General features: G+C 40.0%; 26 protein-coding genes. 16 read left to right on the top strand and 10 right to left on the bottom strand.

Going from position 1 to position 26,416, the window contains the following annotated elements:
* Positions 1–42 precede the first annotated feature (42 nt).
* From ACSSS3_RS11745 to ACSSS3_RS11725, 5 genes are all read left to right on the top strand, one after another.
* On the top strand, positions 43–264 hold the full coding sequence (locus ACSSS3_RS11745; RefSeq protein WP_028374482.1) for a DUF2795 domain-containing protein: 222 nt from the start codon (positions 43–45) through the stop codon (positions 262–264).
* A gap of 232 nt (positions 265–496) precedes the next feature.
* Positions 497–3,859: a preprotein translocase subunit SecA gene (gene secA / locus ACSSS3_RS11740; RefSeq protein WP_442844765.1), complete on the top strand. Its 3,363-nt coding sequence runs from the start codon at positions 497–499 to the stop codon at positions 3,857–3,859.
* A gap of 163 nt (positions 3,860–4,022) precedes the next feature.
* The gene (locus tag ACSSS3_RS11735; RefSeq protein WP_228231410.1) at positions 4,023–4,385 is read left to right on the top strand and encodes a DUF3140 domain-containing protein; all 363 of its coding nucleotides are present in this window, start codon (positions 4,023–4,025) and stop codon (positions 4,383–4,385) included.
* A 61-nt stretch (positions 4,386–4,446) separates the two neighbouring features.
* Positions 4,447–4,923, top strand: coding sequence for a DUF4199 domain-containing protein (locus ACSSS3_RS11730; protein ID WP_442844764.1), 477 nt, complete (start codon positions 4,447–4,449; stop codon positions 4,921–4,923).
* Positions 4,924–4,968: 45 nt separating this feature from the next.
* Positions 4,969–5,790, top strand: coding sequence for a Cof-type HAD-IIB family hydrolase (locus ACSSS3_RS11725; RefSeq protein WP_442844763.1), 822 nt, complete (start codon positions 4,969–4,971; stop codon positions 5,788–5,790).
* 142 nt (positions 5,791–5,932) lie between these two features.
* Here the strand turns inward: ACSSS3_RS11725 and ACSSS3_RS11720 are convergent, their stop codons facing one another.
* Both ACSSS3_RS11720 and ACSSS3_RS11715 read right to left on the bottom strand, forming a co-directional pair.
* Complete coding sequence (locus ACSSS3_RS11720) at positions 5,933–7,252, bottom strand: ABC1 kinase family protein (RefSeq protein WP_228231413.1); 1,320 nt, start codon at positions 7,250–7,252, stop codon at positions 5,933–5,935.
* Between the two features lie 8 nt (positions 7,253–7,260).
* The gene (locus ACSSS3_RS11715; RefSeq protein WP_442844762.1) at positions 7,261–7,947 is read right to left on the bottom strand and encodes a TetR/AcrR family transcriptional regulator; all 687 of its coding nucleotides are present in this window, start codon (positions 7,945–7,947) and stop codon (positions 7,261–7,263) included.
* Positions 7,948–8,145: 198 nt separating this feature from the next.
* On the opposite strand from ACSSS3_RS11715, the gene htpG reads away from it, so the two are divergent.
* The 6 genes from htpG to ACSSS3_RS11685 all read left to right on the top strand — a co-directional run bounded on the left by htpG (position 8,146) and on the right by ACSSS3_RS11685 (position 14,796).
* A complete protein-coding gene (gene htpG / locus ACSSS3_RS11710; protein WP_442844761.1) occupies positions 8,146–10,035 on the top strand; it encodes a molecular chaperone HtpG in 1,890 nt (629 codons plus the stop codon).
* Between the two features lie 177 nt (positions 10,036–10,212).
* Complete coding sequence (locus ACSSS3_RS11705) at positions 10,213–11,613, top strand: nicotinate phosphoribosyltransferase (RefSeq protein ID WP_442844760.1); 1,401 nt, start codon at positions 10,213–10,215, stop codon at positions 11,611–11,613.
* Positions 11,614–11,683: 70 nt separating this feature from the next.
* On the top strand, positions 11,684–12,292 hold the full coding sequence (gene pncA, locus ACSSS3_RS11700) for a bifunctional nicotinamidase/pyrazinamidase (protein ID WP_442844759.1): 609 nt from the start codon (positions 11,684–11,686) through the stop codon (positions 12,290–12,292).
* Positions 12,293–12,495: 203 nt separating this feature from the next.
* A complete protein-coding gene (locus ACSSS3_RS11695) occupies positions 12,496–13,107 on the top strand; it encodes an SET domain-containing protein (RefSeq protein WP_442844758.1) in 612 nt (203 codons plus the stop codon).
* Between the two features lie 53 nt (positions 13,108–13,160).
* Entirely contained in the window at positions 13,161–13,880 is a 720-nt protein-coding gene (locus ACSSS3_RS11690) for a DUF429 domain-containing protein (RefSeq protein WP_442844757.1), read from the top strand.
* Between the two features lie 553 nt (positions 13,881–14,433).
* Positions 14,434–14,796 (top strand): DoxX family protein, encoded by a 363-nt coding sequence (locus tag ACSSS3_RS11685; protein WP_442844756.1) that lies wholly within the window; start codon positions 14,434–14,436, stop codon positions 14,794–14,796.
* Between the two features lie 52 nt (positions 14,797–14,848).
* Here the strand turns inward: ACSSS3_RS11685 and ACSSS3_RS11680 are convergent, their stop codons facing one another.
* Positions 14,849–15,433, bottom strand: coding sequence for a hypothetical protein (locus ACSSS3_RS11680; protein WP_442844755.1), 585 nt, complete (start codon positions 15,431–15,433; stop codon positions 14,849–14,851).
* Positions 15,434–15,640: 207 nt separating this feature from the next.
* Between ACSSS3_RS11680 and ACSSS3_RS11675 the strand changes: the two genes are divergently transcribed.
* Positions 15,641–16,519 (top strand): AraC family transcriptional regulator, encoded by an 879-nt coding sequence (locus tag ACSSS3_RS11675; RefSeq protein WP_228231423.1) that lies wholly within the window; start codon positions 15,641–15,643, stop codon positions 16,517–16,519.
* A gap of 293 nt (positions 16,520–16,812) precedes the next feature.
* A complete protein-coding gene (locus ACSSS3_RS11670; protein ID WP_442844754.1) occupies positions 16,813–17,676 on the top strand; it encodes a helix-turn-helix domain-containing protein in 864 nt (287 codons plus the stop codon).
* Positions 17,677–17,703: 27 nt separating this feature from the next.
* On the opposite strand, the gene ACSSS3_RS11665 is transcribed toward ACSSS3_RS11670, so the two are convergent.
* Positions 17,704–18,480, bottom strand: coding sequence for a S1/P1 nuclease (locus tag ACSSS3_RS11665; RefSeq protein WP_442844753.1), 777 nt, complete (start codon positions 18,478–18,480; stop codon positions 17,704–17,706).
* A gap of 286 nt (positions 18,481–18,766) precedes the next feature.
* On the opposite strand from ACSSS3_RS11665, the gene ACSSS3_RS11660 reads away from it, so the two are divergent.
* The 3 genes from ACSSS3_RS11660 (at position 18,767) to ACSSS3_RS11650 (ending at position 21,064) form a co-directional block, all read left to right on the top strand.
* On the top strand, positions 18,767–19,273 hold the full coding sequence (locus ACSSS3_RS11660; RefSeq protein WP_442844752.1) for a hypothetical protein: 507 nt from the start codon (positions 18,767–18,769) through the stop codon (positions 19,271–19,273).
* The gene (locus ACSSS3_RS11655; protein ID WP_442844751.1) at positions 19,270–20,193 is read left to right on the top strand and encodes an alpha/beta hydrolase; all 924 of its coding nucleotides are present in this window, start codon (positions 19,270–19,272) and stop codon (positions 20,191–20,193) included. Before ACSSS3_RS11660 ends, ACSSS3_RS11655 begins: the two co-directional genes overlap by 4 nt.
* A 109-nt stretch (positions 20,194–20,302) precedes the next feature.
* Complete coding sequence (locus ACSSS3_RS11650) at positions 20,303–21,064, top strand: DUF4369 domain-containing protein (protein WP_442844750.1); 762 nt, start codon at positions 20,303–20,305, stop codon at positions 21,062–21,064.
* A gap of 68 nt (positions 21,065–21,132) precedes the next feature.
* Here ACSSS3_RS11650 and ACSSS3_RS11645 read toward each other — a convergent pair whose 3' ends face one another.
* The 6 genes from ACSSS3_RS11645 to ACSSS3_RS11620 form a co-directional block, all read right to left on the bottom strand.
* Positions 21,133–21,399 (bottom strand): hypothetical protein, encoded by a 267-nt coding sequence (locus ACSSS3_RS11645; RefSeq protein WP_228231429.1) that lies wholly within the window; start codon positions 21,397–21,399, stop codon positions 21,133–21,135.
* A gap of 69 nt (positions 21,400–21,468) precedes the next feature.
* On the bottom strand, positions 21,469–22,437 hold the full coding sequence (locus ACSSS3_RS11640; protein WP_442844749.1) for a type I phosphomannose isomerase catalytic subunit: 969 nt from the start codon (positions 22,435–22,437) through the stop codon (positions 21,469–21,471).
* 29 nt (positions 22,438–22,466) lie between these two features.
* Complete coding sequence (locus ACSSS3_RS11635; protein WP_228231431.1) at positions 22,467–22,880, bottom strand: 6-pyruvoyl trahydropterin synthase family protein; 414 nt, start codon at positions 22,878–22,880, stop codon at positions 22,467–22,469.
* The gene (gene idi / locus ACSSS3_RS11630) at positions 22,877–23,395 is read right to left on the bottom strand and encodes an isopentenyl-diphosphate Delta-isomerase (protein WP_442844748.1); all 519 of its coding nucleotides are present in this window, start codon (positions 23,393–23,395) and stop codon (positions 22,877–22,879) included. Before idi ends, ACSSS3_RS11635 begins: the two co-directional genes overlap by 4 nt.
* Before the next feature lie 100 nt (positions 23,396–23,495).
* Positions 23,496–25,427: an OmpA family protein gene (locus ACSSS3_RS11625; RefSeq protein ID WP_442844747.1), complete on the bottom strand. Its 1,932-nt coding sequence runs from the start codon at positions 25,425–25,427 to the stop codon at positions 23,496–23,498.
* An 11-nt stretch (positions 25,428–25,438) separates the two neighbouring features.
* Entirely contained in the window at positions 25,439–26,410 is a 972-nt protein-coding gene (locus ACSSS3_RS11620; RefSeq protein ID WP_228231434.1) for a PorP/SprF family type IX secretion system membrane protein, read from the bottom strand.
* Positions 26,411–26,416 lie beyond the last annotated feature (6 nt).

Below are 26,416 nucleotides of genomic sequence, written 5' to 3'. Positions count from 1 at the left end.
GTTAATAAATTTATTTTTGCAAAAAATTAAACACGTTAACTTATGTACTGGACATTAGAACTAGCTTCGCACCTGAGTGACGCACCCTGGCCTGCAACCAAAGATGAATTGATTGATTATGCGATTAGAACGGGAGCACCTTTAGAGGTTGTAGAAAACTTGCAGTCTATGGAAGACGAAGGTGACTCGTATGATTCTATCGATGAGATATGGCCAGACTATCCGTCTGATGACGATTACCTCTGGAATGAGGATGAATATTAATAGTTACCTCGGGTAAAGCATTTAAAAGTCTCGCATTGAGGCTTTTTTTTTGCTTAAATTTGAACCCGTTTAAGAACAAAACAGCTTTGCCTTAAGCAGGCAAAACGAATATAAACAAACACCCGGCATTTCACCAGATTGCTGAGTAGAACATACGGCCCCGGGCCGGGCTATAAGAGATTAATGAACCGGGCAGGTGTAACCAGACACTCCGGAAAAACACAAACCAGTTATGGGATTATTAGATAAAGTTTTAAAGGTTTTTGTAGGTGACAAATCAAAACAGGATGTTGCTTCCATTCAGCCTATTGTAGATAAAATCAAAAGTTTTGAGGCGGAATTAGAAAAACTCTCTCACGACGAACTTAGAGCCAAGACTACAGCTTTTAAGGCAAAAATCGCCGATGCGCTTGCAGACAACAATGCCGAACGCCTCAAACTGGAGGCCGAAGCCGATGAAACCGAAGATATCGACCGTAAAGAAGAAATCTACGCCAGCATCGATAAACTGAAAGACGATGCCTACGCAATCAGCGAAAATATCTTAAATGAAATTCTCCCCGAAGCATTTGCAGTCGTTAAAGAAACCGCTAAGCGCTTCTTCCACAATGAAAACATAACCGTTACCGCAAGCGCCTTTGATCGCGAATTAAGCGCAGAAAAGGATTTTGTTACGCTTGAAGGCGACAATGCCCTTTGGTCAAACAGCTGGGATGCCGCAGGTAAGCCCATCACCTGGGATATGATTCACTACGATGTGCAGCTCATAGGTGGTGTGGCGATGCACCAGGGTAAAATTGCAGAGATGCAGACCGGTGAAGGTAAAACCCTTGTAGCTACCCTTCCGGTGTATCTCAATGCTCTTACCGGCAAAGGGGTTCACCTGGTAACCGTAAACGACTATCTGGCTAAGCGGGATAGCGCCTGGATGGCACCGCTGTTCAACTTTCACGGACTTACCGTAGACTGTATTGATTATCACAGACCCAATTCCGCAGCGCGCCGCAAAGCGTACGCCGCAGACATCACCTACGGTACCAATAACGAATTTGGTTTTGACTACCTGCGTGATAATATGGCACACGCGCCAAATGATCTGGTACAACGCGAGCACAACTACGCCATCGTCGATGAGGTCGACTCGGTGTTAGTTGATGATGCCCGTACCCCGCTTATTATTTCAGGACCGGTACCTAAAGGCGATCAGCACGAATTTGATGCCTTAAAACCAAAAATTGAAAGCCTGGTTAACATGCAGCGTCAAAATCTTACCGGGGTTTTGGCAGAAGCCAAAAAATTAATCGCTGCAGGAGACACCAAAGAAGGAGCGATCTTATTGCTTCGCGTATACCGCGGGCTTCCGAAAAACAAAGCGCTTATTAAGTATTTGAGTGAAGAAGGAATCCGCCAGTTGCTTCAGAAAACTGAAAATCATTATATGCAGGATAACAATCGCGAAATGCACGTGATTGATGCCGAATTGTACTTCACCATTGATGAGAAAAACAATCAAATAGAACTTACCGATAAAGGTATCGAGCACCTTTCCGGAAAAGACGATCCTAATTTCTTCGTCATGCCCGAAATGGGAATGGAAATCAGTAAGATCGAAAACGCCAATCTTACTCCGGAAGAAGAGGCACAGAAAAAAGAAGAACTGTTCCGTGAGTTCAGCATCAAGAGTGAGCGTATTCACACGATGAACCAGCTGCTTAAAGCCTATACCCTGTTTGAAAAAGACACCGAGTATGTGGTGATTGACAACAAGGTGAAAATCGTTGATGAGCAAACCGGTCGTATTATGGACGGGCGTCGTTACAGCGATGGTCTGCACCAGGCTATTGAAGCAAAAGAAAATGTAAAGATTGAAGATGCTACCCAGACTTTTGCAACCGTAACCCTTCAGAATTACTTTAGAATGTACCGCAAACTCAGTGGTATGACCGGTACTGCGGTAACCGAAGCCGGTGAATTATGGGAAATCTACAAACTGGATGTGGTAGAAATCCCAACCAACCGCCCTATTGCCCGTGACGATAAGGACGACAAGGTTTATAAAACCAAACGCGAAAAATACAATGCGGTTATTGACGAAGTACAGAATCTGGTAGAGCAAAACAGACCGGTACTTATTGGTACCACTTCGGTAGAAATATCGGAATTGCTAAGCCGTATGCTTTCGCTTCGCAAAATCAACCACAACGTGTTGAACGCGAAACTGCATAAAAAAGAGGCCGACATTGTTGCTGATGCCGGTAACTCAGGTCAGGTAACCATCGCCACTAACATGGCTGGTAGGGGTACCGATATCAAATTAAGTAAGGCGGTAAAAGAAGCCGGTGGTCTTGCCATTATAGGTACCGAACGCCATGACTCCCGCCGCGTTGACCGCCAGTTGCGTGGTCGTTCTGGACGTCAGGGAGATCCGGGTAGTTCGCAATTCTACGTATCGCTTGAAGATAACCTGATGCGCCTTTTTGGCTCTGAACGTATCGCCAAGATGATGGACCGTATGGGTCTTAAAGAAGGCGAAGTGATTCAGCACGGAATGATTTCAAAATCTATAGAACGCGCTCAGAAAAAGGTGGAAGAAAACAACTTTGGGGTACGTAAGCGACTGCTGGAGTATGATGATGTGATGAACGCCCAGCGTGAAGTGATTTACAAGCGTCGTTACCATGCTTTATTTGGAGAGCGTTTGCGCGTGGATATCGCAAATATGATTTACGATACCTGTGAGCTGATTGCAGAGACCAATAAAATGGCTCAGGATTATAAGAATTTTGAGTTTGAATTGATCCGTTTCTTCTCGATGAGCAGTCCGGTTGAAGAAGCCGAGTTTGCCAAGCTTTCTGCGAAAGATTTAGCGGTGCGTATTTATGACGCGGCATTGAAGCATTATCGTGAAAAAATGGAGCGTAATGCAGCTCTTGCTTTCCCGATAATCAGCAATGTATATGAGAATCCAAACAGCAACTACGAGCGTATTGTTGTACCGTTCTCTGACGGAAACAAAGAACTGAAAGTTGTGACTAACCTGAAAGAGGCCTATGAGTCTAAAGGTAAACAGCTGATCACCGATTTTGAGAAGAATATCACCCTTGCAATTATTGATGATGCCTGGAAAACGCATTTGCGTAAGATGGATGAATTAAAGCAAAGTGTGCAGCTGGCTGTTCACGAGCAGAAAGACCCCTTGCTTATCTATAAGTTTGAGGCCTTTGAACTCTTCAAGCAAATGATTGATCAGGTAAACAAAGATGTGATTTCGTTCCTGTTTAAAGGCGAATTGCCGGTACAGCAGGAAAATCAAATCCGTGAGGCCCGTCAAATCCAGCAAACCGAGAAAACACAGACTTCTAAGGAAGAAATCCCGAATCTGGACGAACGTGCGGCACAAAGTCGCGCTGCAAGCGGAAACACACAGCCGCAACGTCAGCAGATCACCGAAACCATCACCCGTGAGCGCCCAAAAATAGGTCGTAATGATAAAGTGACTATCAAACACGTGATGAATGGGGAAAATAAAACTATGAAGTACAAACAGGCCATTCCGTTCTTAGATAAGGGCGACTGGGTGCTGGTAGAAGAATAGACGCATTCTTCCCAAATAATTCAGAAGCCCGAAGAAAATCTTCGGGCTTTTTTCTGCCTGAAATTCAATCGCTTAGCTGCTACTAAATACTTAACACTAACTTAATATTGAGGTTTGTAGTGCTATTGCATAAACCTTATTTTAGCTCAAAATCTGAATCAAATTGTTTTCAAAAGAACGCCTGCATAACGAATTACTCAACGCGACAAATATGAACGCGGTAGAACTGCGCGCCTGGTTGCGCACCGATATTGCACCCATAACCGTGGCCAATTACAAAGACGCCCCATCGCTCGATTTGTCAAACAAACTGCTGCGTATTTTAATGAAAACAACAGACGAGCTTACCCGTACCGATTGCCTGATCATTCAAAGTGTACTGCAACGTATCAAATACCTGAAAGCTAACCGCTCCCGCGATTCCTTTTTGCGTTTAGACTGGGAAAACAGTCTGCGCAATCTGGGTTATGATCTCAAAAAAACCGGAACTAAAGCCACCAGACCGGAAGCATTTTATGAGCGCTAACCCAATCAAAATCAATGCTTCTTTATCTGAATTATAGTATCTTAGAGGCAAATTAAAAAAGATGTTTTCATACAGATTAGAGCTTAAATGGGCGGTGATTTATACGTTCTTCCTGTTTATCTGGATGATCTTTGAAGTCCAGATGGGATGGCATGATGAGGGTATTGCTCAACAGCATATCTATACGCTTTTTATCTTAATTCCTGCTACACTGATTTATTATCTGGCTCTTACCGATAAGCGCAATAACTTTTATGGCGGCATTATGAGCTACCGCCAGGGGTTTCTGGCCGGTCTGGTGATTACGCTATGCATCGCAGTTCTTGCAGCCCCTGCACAATACATCATCAGCACCTGGATCACACCCGATTATTTTGAAAATGTAAAGGAATATGCTGTGCAAACGGGCAAGACCACGCCCGAAGAGGCTGATGCCTTATTCAATCTCAAAAGCTATATGATTCAGGCTGTCGCAGGTAGCCTGGCTGTGGGACTTATCTTTAGCGCGCTTCTACCACTTCTGGTAAAAAGGAAATAAGCATTTTTGCCTTTAGCTTTTTCATACAAAATGTATTTTTACGGTATGAATAAAGATCTTAAACTCATCTGCTCAGATATTGACGGCACCTTATTGAATGCCGATCGCGATATCGCCCCTGAAACGGCTTCCGCATTTAGCAAACTTCCAAAAGATTTTCCGGTGATCCTGGCTTCTTCAAGAATGCCTTCGGCTATGTATTACCTGCAGGAGAAAATTGGCCGTTATGGCAGTCCGCTTATTTGCTATAATGGCGCACTGGTTTTAGACGAAACTGGAAAGGCCCTGCAATCGTACACGGTATCATTAGAGCTTCTGAATACCATTATTGAGCATCACAAAGATTACGATTATAACATCAGCACGCATTGTACAGACACCTGGCGCACCGAAAAAATGGATTACTGGACGATGCGTGAAATACGCAGCACCCGAATGCAACCCGTTTATGTGCCACTAAAAGACCTCATCGCTTCTCTTGAAGCCGTAGAGGAGCAACCCCATAAAATCATGTGTATGGGATCTCCTAAAGCCCTGGACAGCCTTATTGAGCTTTTAAAGGAAAGACATCCCGATGAAGCACATTTATACCGCTCGAAAGATAGTTATGTCGAGATTTCAGCGAAAAATATCGATAAGAGTACTGCGCTCGAAGATTTGATAAAAAGCAAATACAATCTGGAATTGAGTAACGTTATAGCTTTTGGAGATAATTTTAACGACACCCAACTCCTCAAAAGAGCCGGTATGGGCGTAGCAATGGCCAATGCTGCTCAGGAAGTGAAAGATGCAGCAGACTTTGTGAGTGAGTACACAAACAAACAACATGCGGTGGCAAAAGCGATTGAAAAATTCTTAATACCGTAAACGCATACTGAGTTAGAAAAGTAATAGCAGCAAGCTTACAGTCTTTTTTTTCAAGTTTAGAGGTTTATCTATCGGGCTTGCAAAAAAAAAGAGGCACACTCCAACCAAAAAGTGCGCCTCTCAAACAACCTAACCAATAATCTTAAATATCGTTCTGAATATAATTCTTGTAATTATTCACTTTAATTTTTGCCCCCAGATCGTGCATCAGATTATATAAACCGAAAAAGGTTCGGTTGATATAGAGAAAATGCTTGCTGCCACGATTACCATTCATTTTTCGAAGTTGGGTATCTTTTGAGTATTTATCACTCAAATCGGCTATTCTAGCAAAGAATGTCTCATCACTAAAATCAAACGTATCGAGGTGAAAGGGCTGAGTAAATAAACTCAGCATTTCGTGAAATAATTCGGAAAAGAATTTAAGTTCTTCAGGGGAATCCTCTTCGCGAAGTATTTCAAGTTCAAACATTTTCTCTGTAAAAACCTCGGGGTTATTAATATTTTCTGGGTTCGCCAGTTCAAAATAAGGCGTATAAAATTCTTCGGGCACCTGTTTAATGCAACCAAAATCTATGGCTATTAAATTATGTTCCTTATCAACCAAAAAGTTACCGGGATGCGGATCTGCGTGCACCGCTTTCAGATGGTGCATCTGATACATATAAAAATCCCACAACGTCTGTCCTACCTGATCTGCAGCTGCTTTATCTGTATTGCGTGCCGTAAACTCACTCAGGTGCTCCCCTACCATCCAGTCCATCGTAATGATACGTTCACTGGAAAGTTCCGGGTAATACTGCGGAAACTTCAGATTTGGAATAACACTGCATTTTTCGGTTATTTCCTGACTCTGCTTGACTTCAAGGATATAATCAGTCTCTTCAAGAAGCTTATCTTCAACCTCCTTAAAATACTTTTCTTTATCCTTTCCTTTTAAATTAAACATCCTGCTAGCGACCGGCTTCACTAGAGCCAGGTCGCTGCTGATGCTGTCTGCAACGCCGGGATATTGTATTTTCACAGCAAGTTTTTTCCCATCTTTCGTAGCCTGATGCACCTGTCCGATGCTGGCCGCATTAACGCTTTGGGTTGCAAACGTATCGTATAATTCTTCAGGATATTTATCTAAATAATTTTTAAAGGTCTTTCTAACTAGAGCCGCACTTAACGGAGGTACCGAAAACTGAGATAAAGAAAACTTTTCGACATACGCCTTCGGCAGGATGTTTTTTTCCATACTCAGCATTTGTGCAACTTTGAGTGCACTACCTTTTAAACTCTTAAGCCCGTCGTAAATGTCTTCTGCATTATCATCATCCAGCTCTTCCCGGCTTAAATCTGAATTAAAAGCCTTTTTGCCATAATATTTGGCATAGTTACCACCAACCTTAATTCCGGTCTTGACGAGCTGTGAAGCACGCTGCAACTTGTTTGTGGGTATGTAGTCAATGGTTTTCATTTGTTGTTTTATGATTTTCTTGAAAAATTCTCTTTAAATAGAAATTTTCCAAAATCCAGTATACTTTCAAGCGGTGTTGTATTAAATACGTCAAAAATAGCGTTGACGGATTTCTCGATGGCTACATCTGTTTTTTCAAAGCGGGCCGAATTATCATCCATCCAGTATTTCAAAAGAAATAAGGTTTGTAACCAGGCACCTTCACTAAATATAGAAACCGGATTTTTGGTTAATCGTGAAGACTTTTCATCATTAGCCTGCTCGATGAGATCTCCGGCAAACTCCCGCACTTTCAATCGCAGATCGCGCAATTGACCTAAATTTTTTAAACTGTCTTTCTGTTCGTGTAAGGCAAAAAGCACATAACTTCTATTAGCCGTCAACACCTCAAAGAAGGTGTAGAAGAAAGAAAGCATTTTTTCCCGGTTGGGATACATTTTATATTCCGGGTTTTTATGTAATACCTGAATGGTGTTTTCATAAAAAGCAATCCAAATCTCTTCGCGAATTCCCTGAAAGGATCCAAAGAAGTTGTAAAATTCACCTTCCTCAATCCCGTGATCTTTACAAAATTTAAATACCGAAGCAGGTCGCGCACCATGTTCTAAGACATATTCCATATACATGGTCATTACATCACTTTTGGTAAGTTCTTGTTTTTTAGATTTTGCCGGTGTTGCTTTTTTCGCTGTCATAGTCTTAATCTTGCTTCGTAAAATTAATGTTGTTCAACCTTTTATCAAAACACTTAAACAAAATGTTACGTTAATGTTCTTTCAGAAAATTTGAAACTTGTGTCAGTTTGTCACAGGTGGTTATTTGGTATTTTTTTTGAAACCCTCGGTGTATCTATTATTAACTCAAATGCGCAATGCGCTTAAAATACACACACTATGTCCACAGGTAAAATAAATGTTGCTGTTGAAAACATTTTTCCGCTCATAAAAAAGTTTTTATACAGTGATCACGAAATTTTTCTACGTGAATTGGTTTCTAACGCGACCGATGCAACCATTAAACTAAAACACCTAACCAATATTGGCGAGGCTCAGGTGGATTACGGCAATCCCAAAATCGAAATCAAAATTGACAAGGATGCAAAAAAATTGCACATTATCGATCAGGGTATCGGGATGACCGAGGAAGAAGTGCAGAAATACATCAACGACATCGCTTTCTCGGGCGCCGAAGAATTTTTAGATAAATACAAAGATTCAGCTAAAGATAGCGGGATTATCGGGCACTTTGGATTAGGATTCTACTCTGCTTTTATGGTAGCCAGCAAGGTAGAAATCATCACCAAATCTTATAAAGATGAGCCGGCAGTACATTGGGTTTGTGATGGCTCTCCGGAGTTTGAACTCACTCCGGCTGACAAAACCGATCGCGGTACCGAAATCATCCTGCATATTGCAGAAGATTCAACCGAATTTCTCAAAGAGAGTCGCATTCGCGAGTTGTTAACCAAGTACAATAAATTTATGCCGGTGCCTATTAAATTTGGCACTAAAGAAGAAGAGCTTCCACTACCTGAAGATGCTGCTGAAGACGCAGAGCCCGAAACCAAAACGGTTGATAATATCATCAACAACCCCAATCCGGCCTGGACGAAACAGCCTACAGATCTTGAAGAGAAGGATTATAAAGAATTCTATCGCGAGCTCTACCCTATGCAGTTTGAAGAGCCGCTCTTCCACATTCATCTGAACGTAGATTACCCATTCAACCTAACCGGTATTTTGTATTTCCCGAGACTGGGCAGGGATATGAATATTCAGCGTGACAAGATTCAGCTGTACCAAAATCAGGTTTTCGTAACCGATAATGTAGAAGGTATAGTCCCCGAATTTTTAACAATGCTACGCGGGGTTATTGATTCGCCAGATATTCCGCTTAACGTATCGCGCTCCTATTTACAGGCCGACGGCGCAGTGAAGAAAATATCAAGCTACATCACGCGTAAAGTTGCAGATAAGCTAAAATCCCTGTTTAACGAAGATCGTGCTGATTTTGAAAAGAAATGGGACGATATCAAAGTAGTTATCGAATACGGTATGCTTAGCGAAGATAAATTCTTCGATAAGGCTGAAGCTTTTGCCCTCTACCCTACTGTTGACGGCAACTACTACACCTATCCAGAACTGGAAGAAAAGCTCAAAGAAAATCAAACTGATAAAGACGGTAAGTTGATTTTCCTTTACGCTTCAGATAAAGACGCGCAGCACAGTTATATTGCTGCTGCTAAGGATAAAGGTTACGAAGTATTGTTGCTCAACTCGCCTATTGTTTCGCACCTGCTGCAGAAGCTCGAAACTTCAAAAGAAAACATCAGCTTTGTACGTGTAGATGGCGATGATGTCAATAACCTCATCAAAAAAGACGAGGAGCACATCTCAAAACTTTCAGACGAAGAAAAAGAAAATCTAAAAAAATTGCTTGATAAGACTATTGGAGATAAAGCATATACCGTAAAACTGGAAGCTTTAGACAGTACTACGGCTCCATTCACCATTACGCAGCCTGAGTTTATGCGTCGTATGAAAGAAATGCAGGCCAGCGGCGGTGGCGGCGGTATGTTTGGTATGGGTAATATGCCCGATATGTATAATCTCGTCGTAAATACAAACAGCGAACTGGTAGGTGAAATCCTTAATACCAAGACCAAGAAAAAGCAGGAACGTTTAATCACACAGTCATTAGATTTGGCTCGTTTGTCTCAGGGCTTGCTTAAAGGCGAAGCTTTAACTAACTTTGTCAAACGCTCCTATGAGATGATTAAATAGGTAGTTAGATCGTAGATTTGAGAACCTTGATCTAGAAACCCTGACTTCATATTAAGAACCGCCCGATATCCGGGCGGTTTTTTTATGCTTTCGCCTTTCTAATCCTAACGTTTCTTTAACCTGCATCCCGCTTCTATTCTGGCTATTTTAGGTAACTTTCTACCTTTAAATATGACTATGTTTAACTTTACCGCTACCTATACAGACCTGTACCAGTTGAGCATGGCGCAGGTTTATTTTAATAAAAACGAAAATCAGCAGGCCGTTTTTGACTATTATTTTAGAAACCTTCCGTACAAGGGTGGGTATGCTGTTTTCGCAGGGCTGGAAATACTACTTCAGGTTATTGAAGAGCTTCGGTTTTCTGATGAGGATATCAACTATTTAAAAGGCCATGACTTTAAGGAAGACTTTTTAGATTACCTGAAAGATTTTCGCTTTAGCGGAAGCATCAGAAGTATGGCCGAAGGGGAAGTGGTTTTTCCCAATGCCCCTATTTTACAGGTAGAAGCAAACCTCATCGAAGCCCAGATTATAGAAACCATTTTGCTCAACATACTCAACTTTCAGACCCTTATAGCGACCAAAGCGAGTCGCATACGCAACGTTGCCGGCAATAAAACCCTGCTTGATTTTGGTTTGCGACGGGCACAGGGTCCGGGTGGCTATTATGCTTCCAGAGCAGCGGTTATTGGTGGTTTTGACGGAAGCAGCAATGTGATTGCCGGCAGGGATTTTAACATCAGCATCAGCGGTACAATGGCACACGCTTTTGTGCAAAGTTATGATGAGGAGTTAAGTGCTTTCCGGGATTTTGCCAAACACCGCCCTAAAAATTGCGTGCTTCTGGTTGACACCTACGACACCCTCAAAAGTGGCGTACCTAATGCGATTACCGTAGCTAAAGAAATGGAAGAACGCGATCAGAAATTGCTGGCCATACGTCTGGACAGCGGGGATCTTGCCTATCTGGCAAAACACAGCCGGCAAATGCTGGACGCAGCCGGTCTTAATTATGTAAAAATTGCAGCGTCTAATCAGCTGGATGAGTACGTGATTCAAAGTTTACAGAATCAAAATGCTCCTATAGACATTTACGGTGTAGGCACCAATCTGGTGATTGGTAAACCCGATGGTGCTTTAGACGGGGTTTATAAACTGGCTTTTGCTAACGGAAAGCCTCGCATTAAAATTTCAGAAAGTATCTCTAAGGTAACACTTCCGCATAAAAAACAGGTCTTTCGTATGTTTACCGAGGAGGGTCATCTCGTAGGTGCAGATGCTGTAGCTCTTGAAGAAGAATGGCACCTCAATCGTATGCACCATCCGGTAGAACCCTTTAAAAATCTTACTTTGGCCAGCTTAAAGCAAAAACCAATGTTACAGCCGGTAATGACTGAAGGTAAACGCACCTATCCCGAAAAATCCCTGGAAGAGATTACAGCATTCAGTAAAAAGCAGGTTGATGCCCTTCCGGAAGAATACAAACGCTTTGATAATCCGCATATTTACAAAGTGGGTATTAGTACCCAACTCAAGCAGGAACGCGACAAGCTAATTGAACAACATAAAGAATAACAGTTAACACAACGATCTCTTTTACATCAAAATAAGTTTTACCCCCCTTATCAATCAAAAAAAATAAAATATGAAAGCACTTCTTATCATAGATATGCAAAATGACTTTATGCCCGGCGGTGCTCTTGCTGTACCCGGCGGAGACCAGATTATTCCACTGGTAAACAAGCTGCAGGATAAATTTGATCTGGTCATCGCCACTCAGGACTGGCACCCTGAAAATCATTCCAGCTTTGCCGAAAACCACCACAATAAAAAGGAATTTGAGGTCATTGATCTCAATGGTATTAAACAGACCCTCTGGCCTGTACATTGCATACAAACAACAGACGGGGCAGATTTTCACCCCCACCTCAACGCCGGGCGCATCGAAGCCATATTTAGAAAAGGCACCAATCCGAAAATTGACAGCTACAGCGGCTTTTACGACAATGCTCATCAAAAGGCGACGGGACTCACCGGCTACTTAAAGGGAAAGGGCGTAACCTCTATTTATTTTTGTGGTCTTGCTGCCGAATATTGTGTGGGATTTTCGGTTCTGGATGCCCTGACCGAAGGTTTTAAGGCCACGCTCTTCGAAGACGCAACACGTGCTTTGAATGAAGCTGATTTTGAACAGATGAAACAGCGCATCCTTGAAAAAGGAGGACGCATTCGTTTAGCCGAAGACCTGTTTTAAAAACTCCTTCTTAAAGTTTAAAAGACCGCCTCATAGCGGTCTTTTTTTTGCGCTAAAAAATTAAATAATAGCGCATTAACCATCATCTAAATAATTTTATCACATTTTAAAAATTATGAATTTTCAATTAAAAAAGTATTTACATTAGATGCGATTGTTGCACTTTAAACACCAACCAGAAAGGCGGTATTCCGCATAATTTTATGATACACCCACATACTGAAATCCGGTTTATTAACGACCAAAAAGGTCACGGCGTTGTCGCGACGCAATTCATCCCGGCAGGAACAATTACCTGGGCCTTAGACAAACTCGATCGGGAGTTTAGCCCTGCCGAATTTCAAAAGCTCGATCCGCTTTATCAGCATATTCTGGACACCTATACCTATCGTAACAAAAATGGGAATATGGTGCTGTGCTGGGACAATGGCAGGTTTGTAAACCACAGCTTCAAATCCAATTGTTTAAGTACAGCTTATGATTTTGAGATCGCCATACGGGACATTCACCCGGGAGAAGAACTTACCGACGATTACGGCTATCTGAATGTCACCACTCCTTTTGAAGGAATTGACGAAGGCACTTCCCGAAAGGTGGTATATCCTGATGATTTATTGAATTATTCTGATATCTGGGATAAACAGCTACTTGAAGTTTTTCCGAATATTACAGAAGTTAATCAACCTTTGAAAAATTTGGTTTCTGAAGAGGTCTGGTTAAAAATAAAGCGCATCATTAGTGGAGATGCAAAAATGGCATCTATCGCCGAGAATTATTATCAACCCAAAGGCAGCAAGAAATCTGCTAAAGCTTAGTGCCAAAGCAACACCTGCATTCGTGAGAAAATAGGTATTTTTGGCAAAAAGCTATGATTTTTGCTGGAATAGACGGCTGTAAAGCGGGTTGGTTACTAATCACCTATCAATCGGGGATTTATAATTGGCATATTGTCCCACACATTGATGAACTACCTCAATATACCGGAAAAATTGCCCGGGCGTGCATTGATATGCCCATAGGACTGGCCTCTGAAAAATTCCCGCGTACCATCGAGAAACGCTTACGTGCAGAATTGGGCAATCGCAGTTCAACCGTTTTTAGTGTCCCGGTGCGCGCTGCGGTGTATGAACCCGATCGCGACAGGGCAAAGCAAATAAATAGCGCACTTACCGGAAAAAGTCTTTCGGAACAATCTTTAAATATCAAAGCTAAAATTTTGGAAGTTGATCAATTTGTGCACAAGAAACCAGATTCACTGGTACTCATTGAATCACATCCGGAGCTCTGTTTTAAATTTTTAAAAGGTAGTATTCTTCAGTCTAAAAAATCTGAAAAAGAGGGTATCGAAGAACGTCTTGAACTCATTGCCAGTTTTGATACAGATTGTGCATCGGTGTTTAAGACCATCCTTCAAAGTACATTGCGTAAACACGTAAAACCCGATGACATCACAGATGCACTGGTTCTCTGTCTGGCAAATCATCTCGGGGGACAAAAAAACTTCAACCTTCTGCGTGATTTAAATACCGAAGATGAATTGAAGACGCCTATCCAAATAGGCTACTATAATCCTCAAAATTTCCAATAAAAATCATTATTTTACGGCATTCCGTAAATGATTTAGGTTTGATAGGGCTATATTCGCAACTCCCTACTCAATGAGCCTTATTATTAATCTATTACACCCCATTTCATTCGAGTTATGATTACACTTAAATACCGGAAACGCAAGAGATACCTTAATTTACTACTAGCAATCTTATGGATTTTGATTTTGATTTTTAGGCTTATACAAAGACGGCAAATTGAAACCCTCGATTTTTGGATTGGCGGTTTTGCACTTTTTTTCCTGATTTACTTTATCTATTTATCTAAAAAACCCTTGCTTAGCCTGAGCAAATTGCACATTACCAGACACCGCTTATTTGGGAAAACCGTGATTCCTTTAAATGAGTTAACTGAACTTGAGATTAATGCAAAGGGAGATTATGTACTAAAGTCAAATACAGGCAAGGAAATAAGCTTCAAACCGGTATATTTAGACCAAAAATCGTTGAAAACATTTAAAGCCTATATATCCGATCTGAGTTCAGGACGCGATACACAAAGGCCCTAGCGTGTCTTCTCTAAAATGAAAATTTATGATTCAAGCTCCCTGGCACTTTTTTGCTATGGCTGCAATGTATGTTGTAGCTGGTGTAATGCATTTTGTAAAACCCAAAGCCTACATGCGCATTATGCCACGCTATTTACCGGCACATAAAAGTCTTGTCTATCTAAGCGGATTTGCTGAAATACTTCTTGGTGTTCTCTTATGTTTCGATGCTTCTAAAAACCTTGCTATCTGGAGCATCATTGCAATGCTCTCCGTTTTTCTACTGGTACACGTTTACATGCTTTCATCTGAAAAAGCCGGTCTTAATTTGCCCAAATGGTTGTTGGGATTACGACTCCTATTGCAATTTGGGCTTATGTACTGGGCTTATTTCTATTTATCGATATAAAAAAACCCTCACTAGTGTGAGGGTTATCTTTATTAGAAGGATTAGGTTTTTACTATTTTAAGGTAATTTCTTTGGTAAAAAAATCATCACCGATGCTTACACCTATTCTGTAGGTCCCGGCAGGAAGCGCGTTAAGATCAAGCGCCTGCTTAACGATAAGATCACTATTAGCAAGAGACTCGATGATTTCGCCATTTACATCATAAATTCGGGTTTTTGTTTTAACCTCTTTAGGATTTGTAAATGAAATCAATACAAGACCATTCTCTACTTTATAGCTGGGCTTAAAGATCGTCTTACCTTCATCACTTACAATATCAAGACCATTAATAGTACGCGATATAGTGGTGTATGATTTTGCGTAAACATCTTCATAGATAAGGTAGTACTTCCCAACAGGAAGTTCTTCAAGACTCAATGTTTTACTGTCATTTGCAGTTGCACCGGTGTATTCACTAAAAAGACGCTCACCTTCTGCATCCTCAAGATAAATCTGGGCGCCTTCAATGGCGTTAGTGTAGGCAACATTCACTTTAAAGTTGTCATTTACAGTCACGGCAATACCGTCTGCAGCGTTTACATTAAGACTCAACAGAATCGCAGTAAACAGAACCAATGTTTTAAATAGACTTTTCATAGTTTTGGGTTTTTCTATTTGTTTGGTTCAAAATTACGAGGAAGACCCACCGAAAAATAGAAGCGATTGTGCAGATTTATGTCTTATTTTAACCCTGCAACCGATTTAAAATTTAGTTTTGTGAAAATTATACATATTAAGGTTAAAATAGCATAGTAGCTTATGAGTTGTCTTAGTTAATTTTAGGAAAGATTAAAGACCATAGCCATGATTAAATCCCCAAAACCTGCTTTAGAGAAAATTGAACCCGGTTTTGGCAGTTCATTTTCGTACCGAACCTACGACGAAAATCACGAGAATAATAATCAGAACTTTTGGCATTACCATCCCGAACTCGAACTTGTCTATGTAAAAAAAGGTACCGGTAAGCGACAGGTAGGAAGTCATATTTCGTATTACCGAAACGGTGAGCTTATACTTATAGGTTCAAATCTTCCACATTGCGGTTTTACCGACTCGTTGAGTAATTATGAGCGGGAAACCGTAATACAAATGCGACCTGACTTTCTTGGGGAATCATTTTTTCAAATTCCTGAAATGCGCAGTATTCAGGGTTTGTTTGAGCGCGCCAAAATGGGCATTGTATTTCACGGGGAGTCCAAAAGAGAAATCGGGGCAAAAATTGAATCGTTAAAAGACCTTAAAAGCTATGAACGCCTTTTAGGCTTGTTAGAGATACTAAAGCTTCTAGATCGCACAGACAACTACACCATACTCAATGCTCAGGGTTTTATACTCGAAACCGAACTTCAGGACAACAACCGCATCAACGTAATATTCAACTTTGTTAAGGAAGAATTTAAACGACAAATCTCATTAGAAGAAATAGCCGATCTGGTAAATATGACGGTACCGGCCTTTTGCAGGTATTTCAAAAAAATTACCGGAAAGACTTTTACTCAGTTTGTAAACGAATATCGCCTGGTTCACGCAGCCAAGCTACTCCACGAAAAACCAATCAGTATAACCGATGTTTGTTTTGAAAGTGGATTTAACAACTTCAGCCATTTTAATAAGCAATTCAAAAAATTTACAGGCAAAACCCCCTCGACGTATAGAAATGAGCTAAAAAACGTAGTAACCTAATTATCAGTACTTACTAAAAAATACAATCGATTTATTATTTGTTAATTTTTTAAGAAATAATTCTTAAAAAGCAGGGCTCATGGAAAAAATTCACTACTTTTATTTCACTCCAAATCACATTCTTCCCTAAGTTTTTTATTACCTTTTGTCGTATATTTAAAAAAATATGTAAGATTTTTATTCTTACATTATTGTTAAATAAAGCTACAAATGTAACTTTATGCTTTTTACTGTTACTTATTAATTGATGCATTAGAATTAAAAGTCCCAAAAATCTAAAAATCAATCATTCCATGATTCTACTCAATTGGCAGGAAATCTTTTTTATTAACAGATTTACAACTTCGAGGTGGGATATGCCTGATCGTGATGAGGTCTATTTTGAAATGATTTTTATTGAAGAAGGAAGTGGCCGAATAAGTCTTAATGGTAAGACTATTAATTACAAAAGCAGAGATATTTTTATTTTTTCAAAAGATGAACTTCCTGATGTAAAAATATATGAGACCACTACTTTTATAGTCTACCGCCTTACTCAACTTATGTTTTCGAGTAAGATTAATTTGACTGAGCGTCAATATTGGTTAAGAAGGTGCGAATACATCTTTAATCACCCCAAACGCACTTTTGACGTTGCGGTACGCAAAATGGAAGATTTAGATTTGGTTTGGCGCATTATCTTCTTTATAAATAAGGAAAACACAAAAAAGGAGCAATATTATCTTGAAATTATAGCAAATATGCTGAGTACACTTTTAAGTGTTTTAGCACGAAACGTAACTGACACGCAGTTTTCTAAAGAATTACTCCTTAAAACGGCTAATAAAAATGAACGTATTGATGAAATTTACGCATACATACGCTATAACATATACGATTCCAAAAAATTGAAAATAGCCAGTATTGCCAAACATTTTCACATTACGAGCAGCACACTCAGCAATTATTTCAAAAAAGAAACCGGCAACTCGCTTCACAACTACATCCTCTTATATAAGCTAGATATTGTAAAAGACCGTTTGCTCAATTCTGAATTCACAGTATCACAAATAGCTATACAATTGGGCTTTACCGATGAAAGTCATCTAACCCGCATTTTTAAAAAGTATTGCGACAGCACGCCCAAACAGTATAAATTAGACCACGGCTATGAATAATTGTGTGATATGTCTAAGTATTTAAGACTATCCAAAAATACTGTTTAGCATCTTGGCCAGTCTTACACCTCCTTTTTGCAGCTGAAGAGTTACGAGATCCATATGATCTGCCACATAGCGATATCCCAATTTCTCTCCCTGATCTGCAGAATTATAAACCTGCTGTGCCAGTTGCTGACCCTCCTGAACCCAGGACATTAATTCGCCAGAAGTTAGTTCTTTGAATTTCTTTTTAGAAATAGCGCCAAAATTGGTGTTAAGCTCGCTGTAAGACATACCGTAACTTTCGATCATTTTAGTATCCCATACCGAGTGTAAATTGGTTCCGTCATTGAACCAGCGCACCTGAAAATCGTTGCCGCCTTTATCTTCTGCTCGTCCCAAATGCAAGGGTTGATGTAAATCACCTATAAAGTGAACCAATAATTTAAGATGAAACACTTTTTCTTCCTTTGAACTTCTGTCGCTGGTAAGCACTTCCTCACAGGTCCTTATTGCAGACACCAGATCTCCATAATCGTTTTTATCAGACTCCTCATAGGTAAGACCCGGCTCTACATTTACATAGTGCCAACTACTGTATTTACGGTATTCATCATAACTCTTAATCTCGTCTGCATAAGTAGATATGGTGACAAGCGTTTCATCATCCAGAAGCTCTTTTATTGCCTTTTTGGCCTTACCGGTCAAATATGTAGAAGCAATAGCTGCTGTTGTTCTGTGTCCCTTTTGTCCCCAGTCATCTGCATAAACTGAAAAACTTAAAGTGGTTATAAATACTAGTGCGAAAGCCTTTCTGAACATAGTTTTTTTTGCAAAACTAGTCATTATCAATGGCAAATAAGACCCGGCGGTAATTTGAAAAAAAGAAAAGCTAACCACAGCATTGAATATCATACAATTAAGCAAACTATTTTTATCACGATTACCGGTAAGAAACATAGATTCTTTAGCAATTCTGGTATATTTTTAGATGTGGAATAGCATCTCAAAACTGCAACAAATAACTATAACTGACGTTTAATTCTGATTGAGCCTAGATTTTTCTTAATACCTTTGAAAGTACTTAATATTTATAGACTGGTCCCATATGAATACTTATAAAGAAGTGCAACGATTTGATCAATGGTGGTTACGTTTGCTGCTTGTTGTAATACTTGCCATTGCGATTAGTCCGCTTATTTTAGATTGGGACACACTCAAACTTAGCCGGTTTGAGATCGCTTCGGTAATTCTGAGCATACTGGTCATATTAGGTTTGTTTTTGGGATTCTGGTACGTCTTTAAACTGGAAACTTCTATAGATTCAAAAGGAATTACCTATCGCTTTTTCCCATTTCATATTAAATCCCGCTTTAAATCCTGGGAAGAAATCAAAAGTGCCACCGTTCGTAAATACAATCCCATAAGAGAATACGGCGGCTGGGGTTATCGTATTTCATTTACAAAACGAAAGGCCCTCAATACCAAGGGCAATAAAGGTGTACAACTCTACTTTAAAGATGGAAATGAGTTGCTTCTGGGAACACAGCATCCCGAAAAAATTAAAGAGATACTTGATTACTATAAAATTCCGGTTAACTCAACCTTATCATGAAAACACTGTTTTATGTGGCTTTTATGCTCCTGGGCATTTCTTCTAAAGGACAGGACTGGATTGAATCTGAAATACGCATAAATGAGTTGATTAGCGGTACGTTGCTCACGCCCCCACAAAAAACCGACACGCTGGCAATTATTATTGCCGGATCAGGGCCTACAGATCGTAACGGGAACCAGCAAATGCAGCAAAATAACAGTTTAAAAAAGCTGGCTGAAGGACTTACGCGAAAGAATATTGCCACGTACAGGTACGATAAAAGAATACTAAAATTACTACGCAACAATGCGTTGAAAGAGGAGGAACTTCGTTTTGAAGATTTTGTAGATGATGCTGTTGCCACCATAAACTATTTCAAAAATCACGATTATTCTACTATAATACTCATAGGTCACAGCCAGGGTGCGCTCATAGCCAGTCTTGCTGCGGCAGAAGAGCCGGTAAATAAATTGATTTCACTTGCAGGAAGCGGTCAGCCCTTAGATTTGCTTATTCTGGATCAACTTAAGAAACAGGCTCCGGGCTTGGTAGATAATGCAAAGCAGGCTTTTGACGATCTGAAAACAAAGGGTAAAGCAGAAAATTTCAGTATAGGTCTTGCTTCACTTTTACGTCCTTCCGTACAGCCATTCCTAAAAAGCTGGATGGCTTATGATCCTGCCGACGCGCTTCAAGCTCTGGAAATACCCATTTTGCTGATTTCAGGAACAAAAGACATACAAGTGCCACCTGGCGAGTCTCAGCTCTTAAAAGAAGCTAAACCCGAAGCCAAACTGGTTCTCATAGACTCGATGAACCATGTTTTAAAAAAAGTAACCGGAGACGATCTGGACAATGCTAAAACCTACAGCAATCCGGGACTTCCGGTTGCCCCTGAATTGATTGAGGAAATAAGCCTTTTTATCAGAAAAAACTAAAGGTTAAGCATAGGCTTCAACCATTACGCCTTTAATACTTTATCCAAATCTTTTATTCTGGTATATTCTCCAGAATTTAGGCATATTTGTACCCCTTAAAAACAACCTTATGCAGATTAAAAATTTACTTATTTATGTATTGCTATTTACCTCATTGCTTAGCTGCAGCAAGAGCGGCAACTTTGTTCTAAGCGGCAAAGTCAATGGTTTACGAAAAGGCGTAATTTACCTGCAAAAGGTTGAAGATACCATACTGGTAAATCTGGACAGCGTAGTGGTAGATGGTGATCCGGAATTTGAACTTTACGCAGATTTAAAAGAACCGCAAGTGGTTTATCTTACTCTTGAGAAGGTTGATGCTTCTGACTTTGACGATCGTATTTTGATTTTTGCCGAGCCCGGCGAAATGACCCTTAATACTTCACTTAAAAATTTTCAGAGTCAGGCAGCCATAACAGGATCTGAAAATCAATTGAAGCTAGACGAGTACAATAAAGTATTGCGACGCTTTAATGATGAAAACCTGAACCTTATTAAAAAGAGTTTTGAAGTTCGTAAAGAAGATCATGAAGATTCCATCATTTTTTATGATGAAAAAATTCAGAATCTTATAAAGCGTAGATATTTATACACGGTAAATTTCGCAATGAACAATAAAACCTATGAGATCGCCCCCTATCTCGCGGTAACCGAAATTTTTGATGCAAATGTGAAATATCTCGACACCATTTATAAGTCTCTGGAACCCAAAATAAGAAAATCTAAATACGGTAAAGTCTTAAAAGATTATATAAAGGAACGCAAAAATACAGATTTGAATCAGCAAACGATGACCAAAACAATTTCAGAAACAGACAGTATAGAAGACTAGTACTAAAAAGCCTTATAAAAAGAAAAAGCCGGTAAAATACCGGCTTTTTTCTTTTATCCATTTAAACTTTAGAGCGCATTAACGCGTTCTGCTAACTGAGTAGCCTTTTCTTCAAGTTCTGCATTTACAGCTTTAAGATGCTTTCTTCTGTTCTCTACACTTTGATCATTAACCTTAGCGATTAACTCGTCAAAAAGGGTAATAGAATCGTCTACGATAGCTTCTGCTTCTTTATGATCTTCTCCGGGATTTGAAGCTTCCCAAAAATAAGCTGCTTCAATAATATCACCCAGTACAAAATTGATGTCTTTCTTTAAATCTCTAATACTTGCCATTGTTCTAAATTTTATGCAAAAGTAAGTCTATTTTAGCTAGTAAAATAATCTCCGCCTGTACTGTCTTTCTTAAAGGTAAACTTCTAAAAGTTCGCAGGAATCCGACACGATCTTCACTCCGCTATTTGCAGCAGGTATCAATAGGGTCTGCCCTGCCTGTAGTGTACCATTCCCTCCGCTACCTTCATAACTAAAGCCGCCAGAAACCGCAATAAGAATGGTAAAAGAGTCTGTACGCGCTATTTCATAGCTGCTATTCTCAAGCTTTAACCAATCGGTCTTAAAATACTTGTGGTGCTTGAGTACCTGAGGGCTATTAGAGCTCTTTCGGTCGTAATGCAGTTTAAAATCCTGTGTTAACTCAAAATCCAACACTTCTCGAGATTCTTCAACGTGAAGATCTCTTAAATTTCCTGAATCGTCTTTACGGTTGTAATCATAAACCCGATATGTAACATCTGAGGTTTGCTGAATTTCGGCCAGCAAAACCCCTCCTCCTATTGCGTGTATACGACCGGCATTAATAAAAAAGGAATCCCCTTCCTGAACTTCGTGCGTATCCATCACCTCCTCTATAGAAAGGTTTTTAATACGCTCATCGTATTCTTCCTTGGTTATTTTCTGATTAAAACCTACTGTTAGTAATGCGCCGGGATCTGCCTGCATAATGTACCACATTTCGGTTTTACCGGTACCTGTGGGTGAGGTCTCGTCTGTAGGATGAACCTGAATAGAAAGATCCTGAGTGGCGTCAATAAATTTAATGAGTAACGGAAAGTTTTTACCAAAACGCTCATAGACCTTGCTGCCTAATAAATCTTCCGCGTTTAACTCAATAAGTTCGTGTAGCGATTTACCTTTTAAAGAACCACTCTTAACGATGCTTTGTCCCTCCGGCAGATCGGCAATTTCCCAGCTCTCTCCCATTTTGGCACGGGCATTATCACCCTTTTGGAACAGGGAATGTAATTTTTGTCCTCCCCATATTTTTTCCTTTAATACAGGCTGAAACGTAAAGGGGTAAAATGTTGTTTGCATACAATAATATGAACTAATTATTTAAAATTTTATGAGCCTGAATAGGTAACGAAGTTACGCGCAGTTTCGTACAACGTAATTTCAAGATCAAACTTTGAGTCTAACTTTTTGCGCAACTTATCATAAATGACCACGCAAATATTTTCGGCTGTAGGATTTAAGTTTTTAAATTCAGGCACATCTTCATTGAGATTTTTATGATCAAACTCATCTTCAATTTCTGCTTTAATTAAATCTTTCAGCACTTTAAGATCAATTACAAACCCGGTTTCAGGATCAATTAATCCCGTAACACTTACGATTAGATCATAGTTATGACCATGATAATTGGGATAACTGCATTTCCCAAAAACCTCAAGATTTTTTTCTGTATCCCAGTCAGCTCTGTACAGTCTGTGAGCTGCATTAAAATGGGCTTTACGCTTAACGGTAACTCGGCTCATCGCTCAATGTGGTTATAAAATTTCTCAAATATAATTTTGAACCACTCGGTATAGATGTGAGGGTTTTGTTCAATATCTGTTTTGACATCAGGTAAGGATATCCACTTCCAGGCGGCTACTTCTTCCGGATTTAAATTAGGTTCACCATCAAAAGTACCTGTCAGGATATGGTCAAATTCGTGCTCTGTAAGACCATTGTCAAATGGAGCTTTATAGATAAATGAAATATTTTCAGCAAGATCTGTGGTAAAGCCCATCTCTTCCATAAGACGGCGTTTGCCCGCAGCGATATTGCTTTCTCCCTCTCTTTGGTGACTGCAGCATGTATTGGTCCATAATCCCGGGGAATGGTATTTAGAAAGAGCCCGCTGTTGTATCATAAGCTCCTTATCCTTATTAAACACAAAAACGGAAAAAGCGCGGTGCAAAAGAGCCTTTTCGTGTGCCTCCATTTTCGGCATCAATCCTACCTGGTTATCATGTTCATCTACAAGAATTACAAGTTCTTCGGTCATAGTTCCTTTTTTGGTAAATGTACAAATACCTCACAGGCCTAACAATAGAAAAAGCCTTCTTGTGCAGAAGGCTTTTCGGGTTTATTATGTTAGATGCGTATTAATAATCCTGTACAATGAATTCGCTACGACGGTTGAGCTGATGTTGTTCTTCAGTGCAGGGAACACCGTTGCTGCATTCGTTAAGCAATTGAGTTTCTCCATAACCTCTACCTGTCAAACGATCACGATCTATACCACCTTTCTCAACGATATATTCTATGGTTGATTTGTTACGTCTTTCAGAAAGAGCCATGTTATAAGAGTCAATGCCACGACTATCTGTATGAGAGCGTACATCTATGCGCAGTTGAGGGTATTCTTTCATGATCTCAATGATCTTGGCCAGCTCTACAGCAGCATCAGGACGTATAAACGATTTGTCAAAATCGAAATAGATTGGATTAATAAGTTTACCTAAGTCAAAATCCGGTGGAATATCTACTATTGATGGCTCAAGTTCAATAACCACTGTTACTTCACTGGATTGCTCGGGAATTGTTACATTCTTTTCAGCAGTTGCGTAGCCCTCCATCTCTGCTCTTGCAAAATAGTCTGCTCCACAATCGGGGTCGTCAAAATTAAATTTAGCATCAGGCGCTTCAGCCACTCCTGAGGTGAGTAATTCGTTATCAATATCGCGAATTCCAACCCGCGCCCCGTTAAGAGGCTTACGTGTGTTTTTATCAATTACCTGAACGATTAAAGTACTTTCACAAGCTTCACGGGTAAATGTATAGATATCATCATCCAGAGGATCATTCTGTCTGTTAGATGCGAAATATCCGTTTCCTGATTCGGCATCGAAGATAAAAGTGAAATCATCTTTGGGGCTATTTACCGGCTCACCAAGATTTGAAATACTGCTTTTTTCTGAATCGTATACATAAACATCGAGACCGCCTAAGCCTCCACGACCATCAGTAGAGAAATAAAGCTTACCATCTGCATCTACAAATGGAAAGGTGTCTCTACCCGGGGTGTTTATGTCAGCACCAAGGTTTTCAACAGTTCCAAATCCATTTTCAGTAATCTCAACTTTCCATAAATCAGATTCGCCATAAGTTCCATCACGATCTGATGAGAAATAAAGCGTTTTACCATCGGGCGAAACTGCTGGATGTGCGGTTGAAAAACTATTACTATTGAAAGGTAACTCTGCAACATTTCCAAAAGTGCCGTCATCAGCACGGGTAGCCTTGTACAGTTTTAGCTTGTTTGTATTTCGTTTATCAGTACGATAGGTTTCGTTTGTGAAATTGTTACGTGTAAAATAGAGGGTTTTGCCATCTGGTGAAAGAGTGGCCGTACTCTCGTGAAATTCGGTATTAATACTTCCGTTAAACTTGGAAACACCATTAAGCTGCCCCTGATCTACAATATCACCTACATATAAATCTAAAAAGGGCTGATTATTCCAGGAATGTACACGTCTGGTTAAATTACCGGTATCACGGGTTGAAGAAAATAAAAGTTTTTCGCCATAATAAGCAGGAGCAAAATCAGAGTAACCTACCGTATTGGCGCTAAGACGCTCTACAGTAAAAGTACCCATTGCATTTCCTGATTTCAGCTCACTAATAGAAACCGAATTATCGTAGTCAGTTCCCTGAGTTTCAGCAAGACTTTCATATTTACTAATCATCTCATTAGAAGTCTCATAGTCTTCTATTGCCCGTAAAGCCTGCGCATATCTAAAATATTGGTTGGGGGTTACCTCCTGAGCATATTTTTCTACCAGCTTGGCGTACCACTTTGCAGCGTCATCATAATCTGCATTGTAATAAAAACTATCTGCCAGTTTAGCAAAAAGATCAGCAGATTCATAGCCCTCTTCAGCTACACGAAGAAAAATCTTTTGAGAATCTACAAATGCGTATTGATTAAATTTCTTTGTTCCCTTTGCTAAATCCCGTTCCTGAGCATTTAAAAACGCACTAAAACAAACCAGAACAAATACAGAAAGTAGTAATTTTTGAAGCATATGGTTCATAGTTTTAAATTTTAGAAGAATCTCGGAGTTAACATTCTGTCGTACTCTTTAAACAATTCAAATCGTAAAAAGACTTCGTATGTACCATCATTATAGGTAGCGTTACCCAAATCTGTACTTTCCCGATCGTAGGCAAAGCCAATCAATAAACCATCGTTAATCTGGAAACCAACAAGACCGCTTAAAGCAGCACTCCAACGGTAAGAAGCTCCCAAAGTAAGTTTATCATAGAATAAAAAGTTTGCATTTACATCAACAGCTAAAGGTGCTCCAGCAACCATTTTAACTAATGTAGAAGGCTTAAACTTAACATCGCTACTAAGGTCAAAGACGTAACCGGCTAAGCCGTAATAGTGAATGCGTTCTTCAGCAACAAAAGTCTCTGCTGTTTGGGTACCACTGCGATCAAAATGATTGGTCTGCAATAGTTGCGGAGCAGATAAACCTCCGTAGAACTTTTCGTTGTGATAAAATATACCAACACCCACGTTTGGAGAAAGCTTATTATCAATATTGATAAGAAAAGGGTCTCCAACGTTAAAAGGATTTGTTCTTGAAAAGTCTACATCTAATAAATTCAAAGAACCCTTTAGTCCAAAGCTTAATTTACCTTCAAGCCCGGTCTCTATAGTATAGCTGAAATCTGCGTTGAAATACGTTTCTCTGGCAGGTCCAAGAGCATCATTTACCAGACTAAAACCCAAACCTACCTTACCAACGCCTATTGGACTATGAACAGATAAATTTTGAGTTCTGGGAGCCCCATCAAGTCCAACCCACTGGCTGCGGTGTAACATCAATATACTGGTCACTCCACGGTTACCTGCGTAAGCAGGGTTTATAACCAAAGGATTGTACATATACTGTGTATATTGAGGATCCTGTTGTGCCTGAGCATTAAAGCTCAGAAGCACAACAAAACCACAAATCAGACCTTTTACTATTCTTCTCATCATTACCAGCTTGTTTTTATAAGTACTCATCTAATG

The sequence above is a fragment of the Leeuwenhoekiella sp. H156 genome, assembly GCF_052218455.1.
GTDB classification, from domain to species: Bacteria; Bacteroidota; Bacteroidia; order Flavobacteriales; family Flavobacteriaceae; genus Leeuwenhoekiella; species Leeuwenhoekiella parthenopeia.
Note: the sequence above shows the minus strand (reverse complement) of the source record. Positions and strands in the feature narration are given on the sequence as shown.

Excerpts from the sequence above, each read along its gene's own strand:
- ACSSS3_RS11730 (WP_442844764.1), top strand. The coding sequence starts at position 4,447 with ATGTTTTCATACAGATTAGAGCTTAAATGGGCGGTGATTTATACGTTC.
- ACSSS3_RS11660 (WP_442844752.1), top strand. The coding sequence starts at position 18,767 with ATGAATACTTATAAAGAAGTGCAACGATTTGATCAATGGTGGTTACGT.
- ACSSS3_RS11645 (WP_228231429.1), bottom strand. The coding sequence starts at position 21,399 with ATGGCAAGTATTAGAGATTTAAAGAAAGACATCAATTTTGTACTGGGT.
- ACSSS3_RS11745 (WP_028374482.1), top strand. The coding sequence starts at position 43 with ATGTACTGGACATTAGAACTAGCTTCGCACCTGAGTGACGCACCCTGG.
- htpG (WP_442844761.1), top strand. The coding sequence starts at position 8,146 with ATGTCCACAGGTAAAATAAATGTTGCTGTTGAAAACATTTTTCCGCTC.
- ACSSS3_RS11635 (WP_228231431.1), bottom strand. The coding sequence starts at position 22,880 with ATGAGCCGAGTTACCGTTAAGCGTAAAGCCCATTTTAATGCAGCTCAC.
- ACSSS3_RS11625 (WP_442844747.1), bottom strand. The coding sequence starts at position 25,427 with ATGAACCATATGCTTCAAAAATTACTACTTTCTGTATTTGTTCTGGTT.
- idi (WP_442844748.1), bottom strand. The coding sequence starts at position 23,395 with ATGACCGAAGAACTTGTAATTCTTGTAGATGAACATGATAACCAGGTA.
- ACSSS3_RS11680 (WP_442844755.1), bottom strand. The coding sequence starts at position 15,433 with ATGAAAAGTCTATTTAAAACATTGGTTCTGTTTACTGCGATTCTGTTG.
- secA (WP_442844765.1), top strand. The coding sequence starts at position 497 with ATGGGATTATTAGATAAAGTTTTAAAGGTTTTTGTAGGTGACAAATCA.
- ACSSS3_RS11650 (WP_442844750.1), top strand. The coding sequence starts at position 20,303 with ATGCAGATTAAAAATTTACTTATTTATGTATTGCTATTTACCTCATTG.
- pncA (WP_442844759.1), top strand. The coding sequence starts at position 11,684 with ATGAAAGCACTTCTTATCATAGATATGCAAAATGACTTTATGCCCGGC.
- ACSSS3_RS11665 (WP_442844753.1), bottom strand. The coding sequence starts at position 18,480 with ATGTTCAGAAAGGCTTTCGCACTAGTATTTATAACCACTTTAAGTTTT.
- ACSSS3_RS11640 (WP_442844749.1), bottom strand. The coding sequence starts at position 22,437 with ATGCAAACAACATTTTACCCCTTTACGTTTCAGCCTGTATTAAAGGAA.
- ACSSS3_RS11620 (WP_228231434.1), bottom strand. The coding sequence starts at position 26,410 with ATGAGTACTTATAAAAACAAGCTGGTAATGATGAGAAGAATAGTAAAA.
- ACSSS3_RS11690 (WP_442844757.1), top strand. The coding sequence starts at position 13,161 with ATGATTTTTGCTGGAATAGACGGCTGTAAAGCGGGTTGGTTACTAATC.
- ACSSS3_RS11720 (WP_228231413.1), bottom strand. The coding sequence starts at position 7,252 with ATGAAAACCATTGACTACATACCCACAAACAAGTTGCAGCGTGCTTCA.
- ACSSS3_RS11695 (WP_442844758.1), top strand. The coding sequence starts at position 12,496 with ATGATACACCCACATACTGAAATCCGGTTTATTAACGACCAAAAAGGT.
- ACSSS3_RS11725 (WP_442844763.1), top strand. The coding sequence starts at position 4,969 with ATGAATAAAGATCTTAAACTCATCTGCTCAGATATTGACGGCACCTTA.
- ACSSS3_RS11675 (WP_228231423.1), top strand. The coding sequence starts at position 15,641 with ATGATTAAATCCCCAAAACCTGCTTTAGAGAAAATTGAACCCGGTTTT.
- ACSSS3_RS11705 (WP_442844760.1), top strand. The coding sequence starts at position 10,213 with ATGTTTAACTTTACCGCTACCTATACAGACCTGTACCAGTTGAGCATG.
- ACSSS3_RS11670 (WP_442844754.1), top strand. The coding sequence starts at position 16,813 with ATGATTCTACTCAATTGGCAGGAAATCTTTTTTATTAACAGATTTACA.
- ACSSS3_RS11655 (WP_442844751.1), top strand. The coding sequence starts at position 19,270 with ATGAAAACACTGTTTTATGTGGCTTTTATGCTCCTGGGCATTTCTTCT.
- ACSSS3_RS11715 (WP_442844762.1), bottom strand. The coding sequence starts at position 7,947 with ATGACAGCGAAAAAAGCAACACCGGCAAAATCTAAAAAACAAGAACTT.
- ACSSS3_RS11685 (WP_442844756.1), top strand. The coding sequence starts at position 14,434 with ATGATTCAAGCTCCCTGGCACTTTTTTGCTATGGCTGCAATGTATGTT.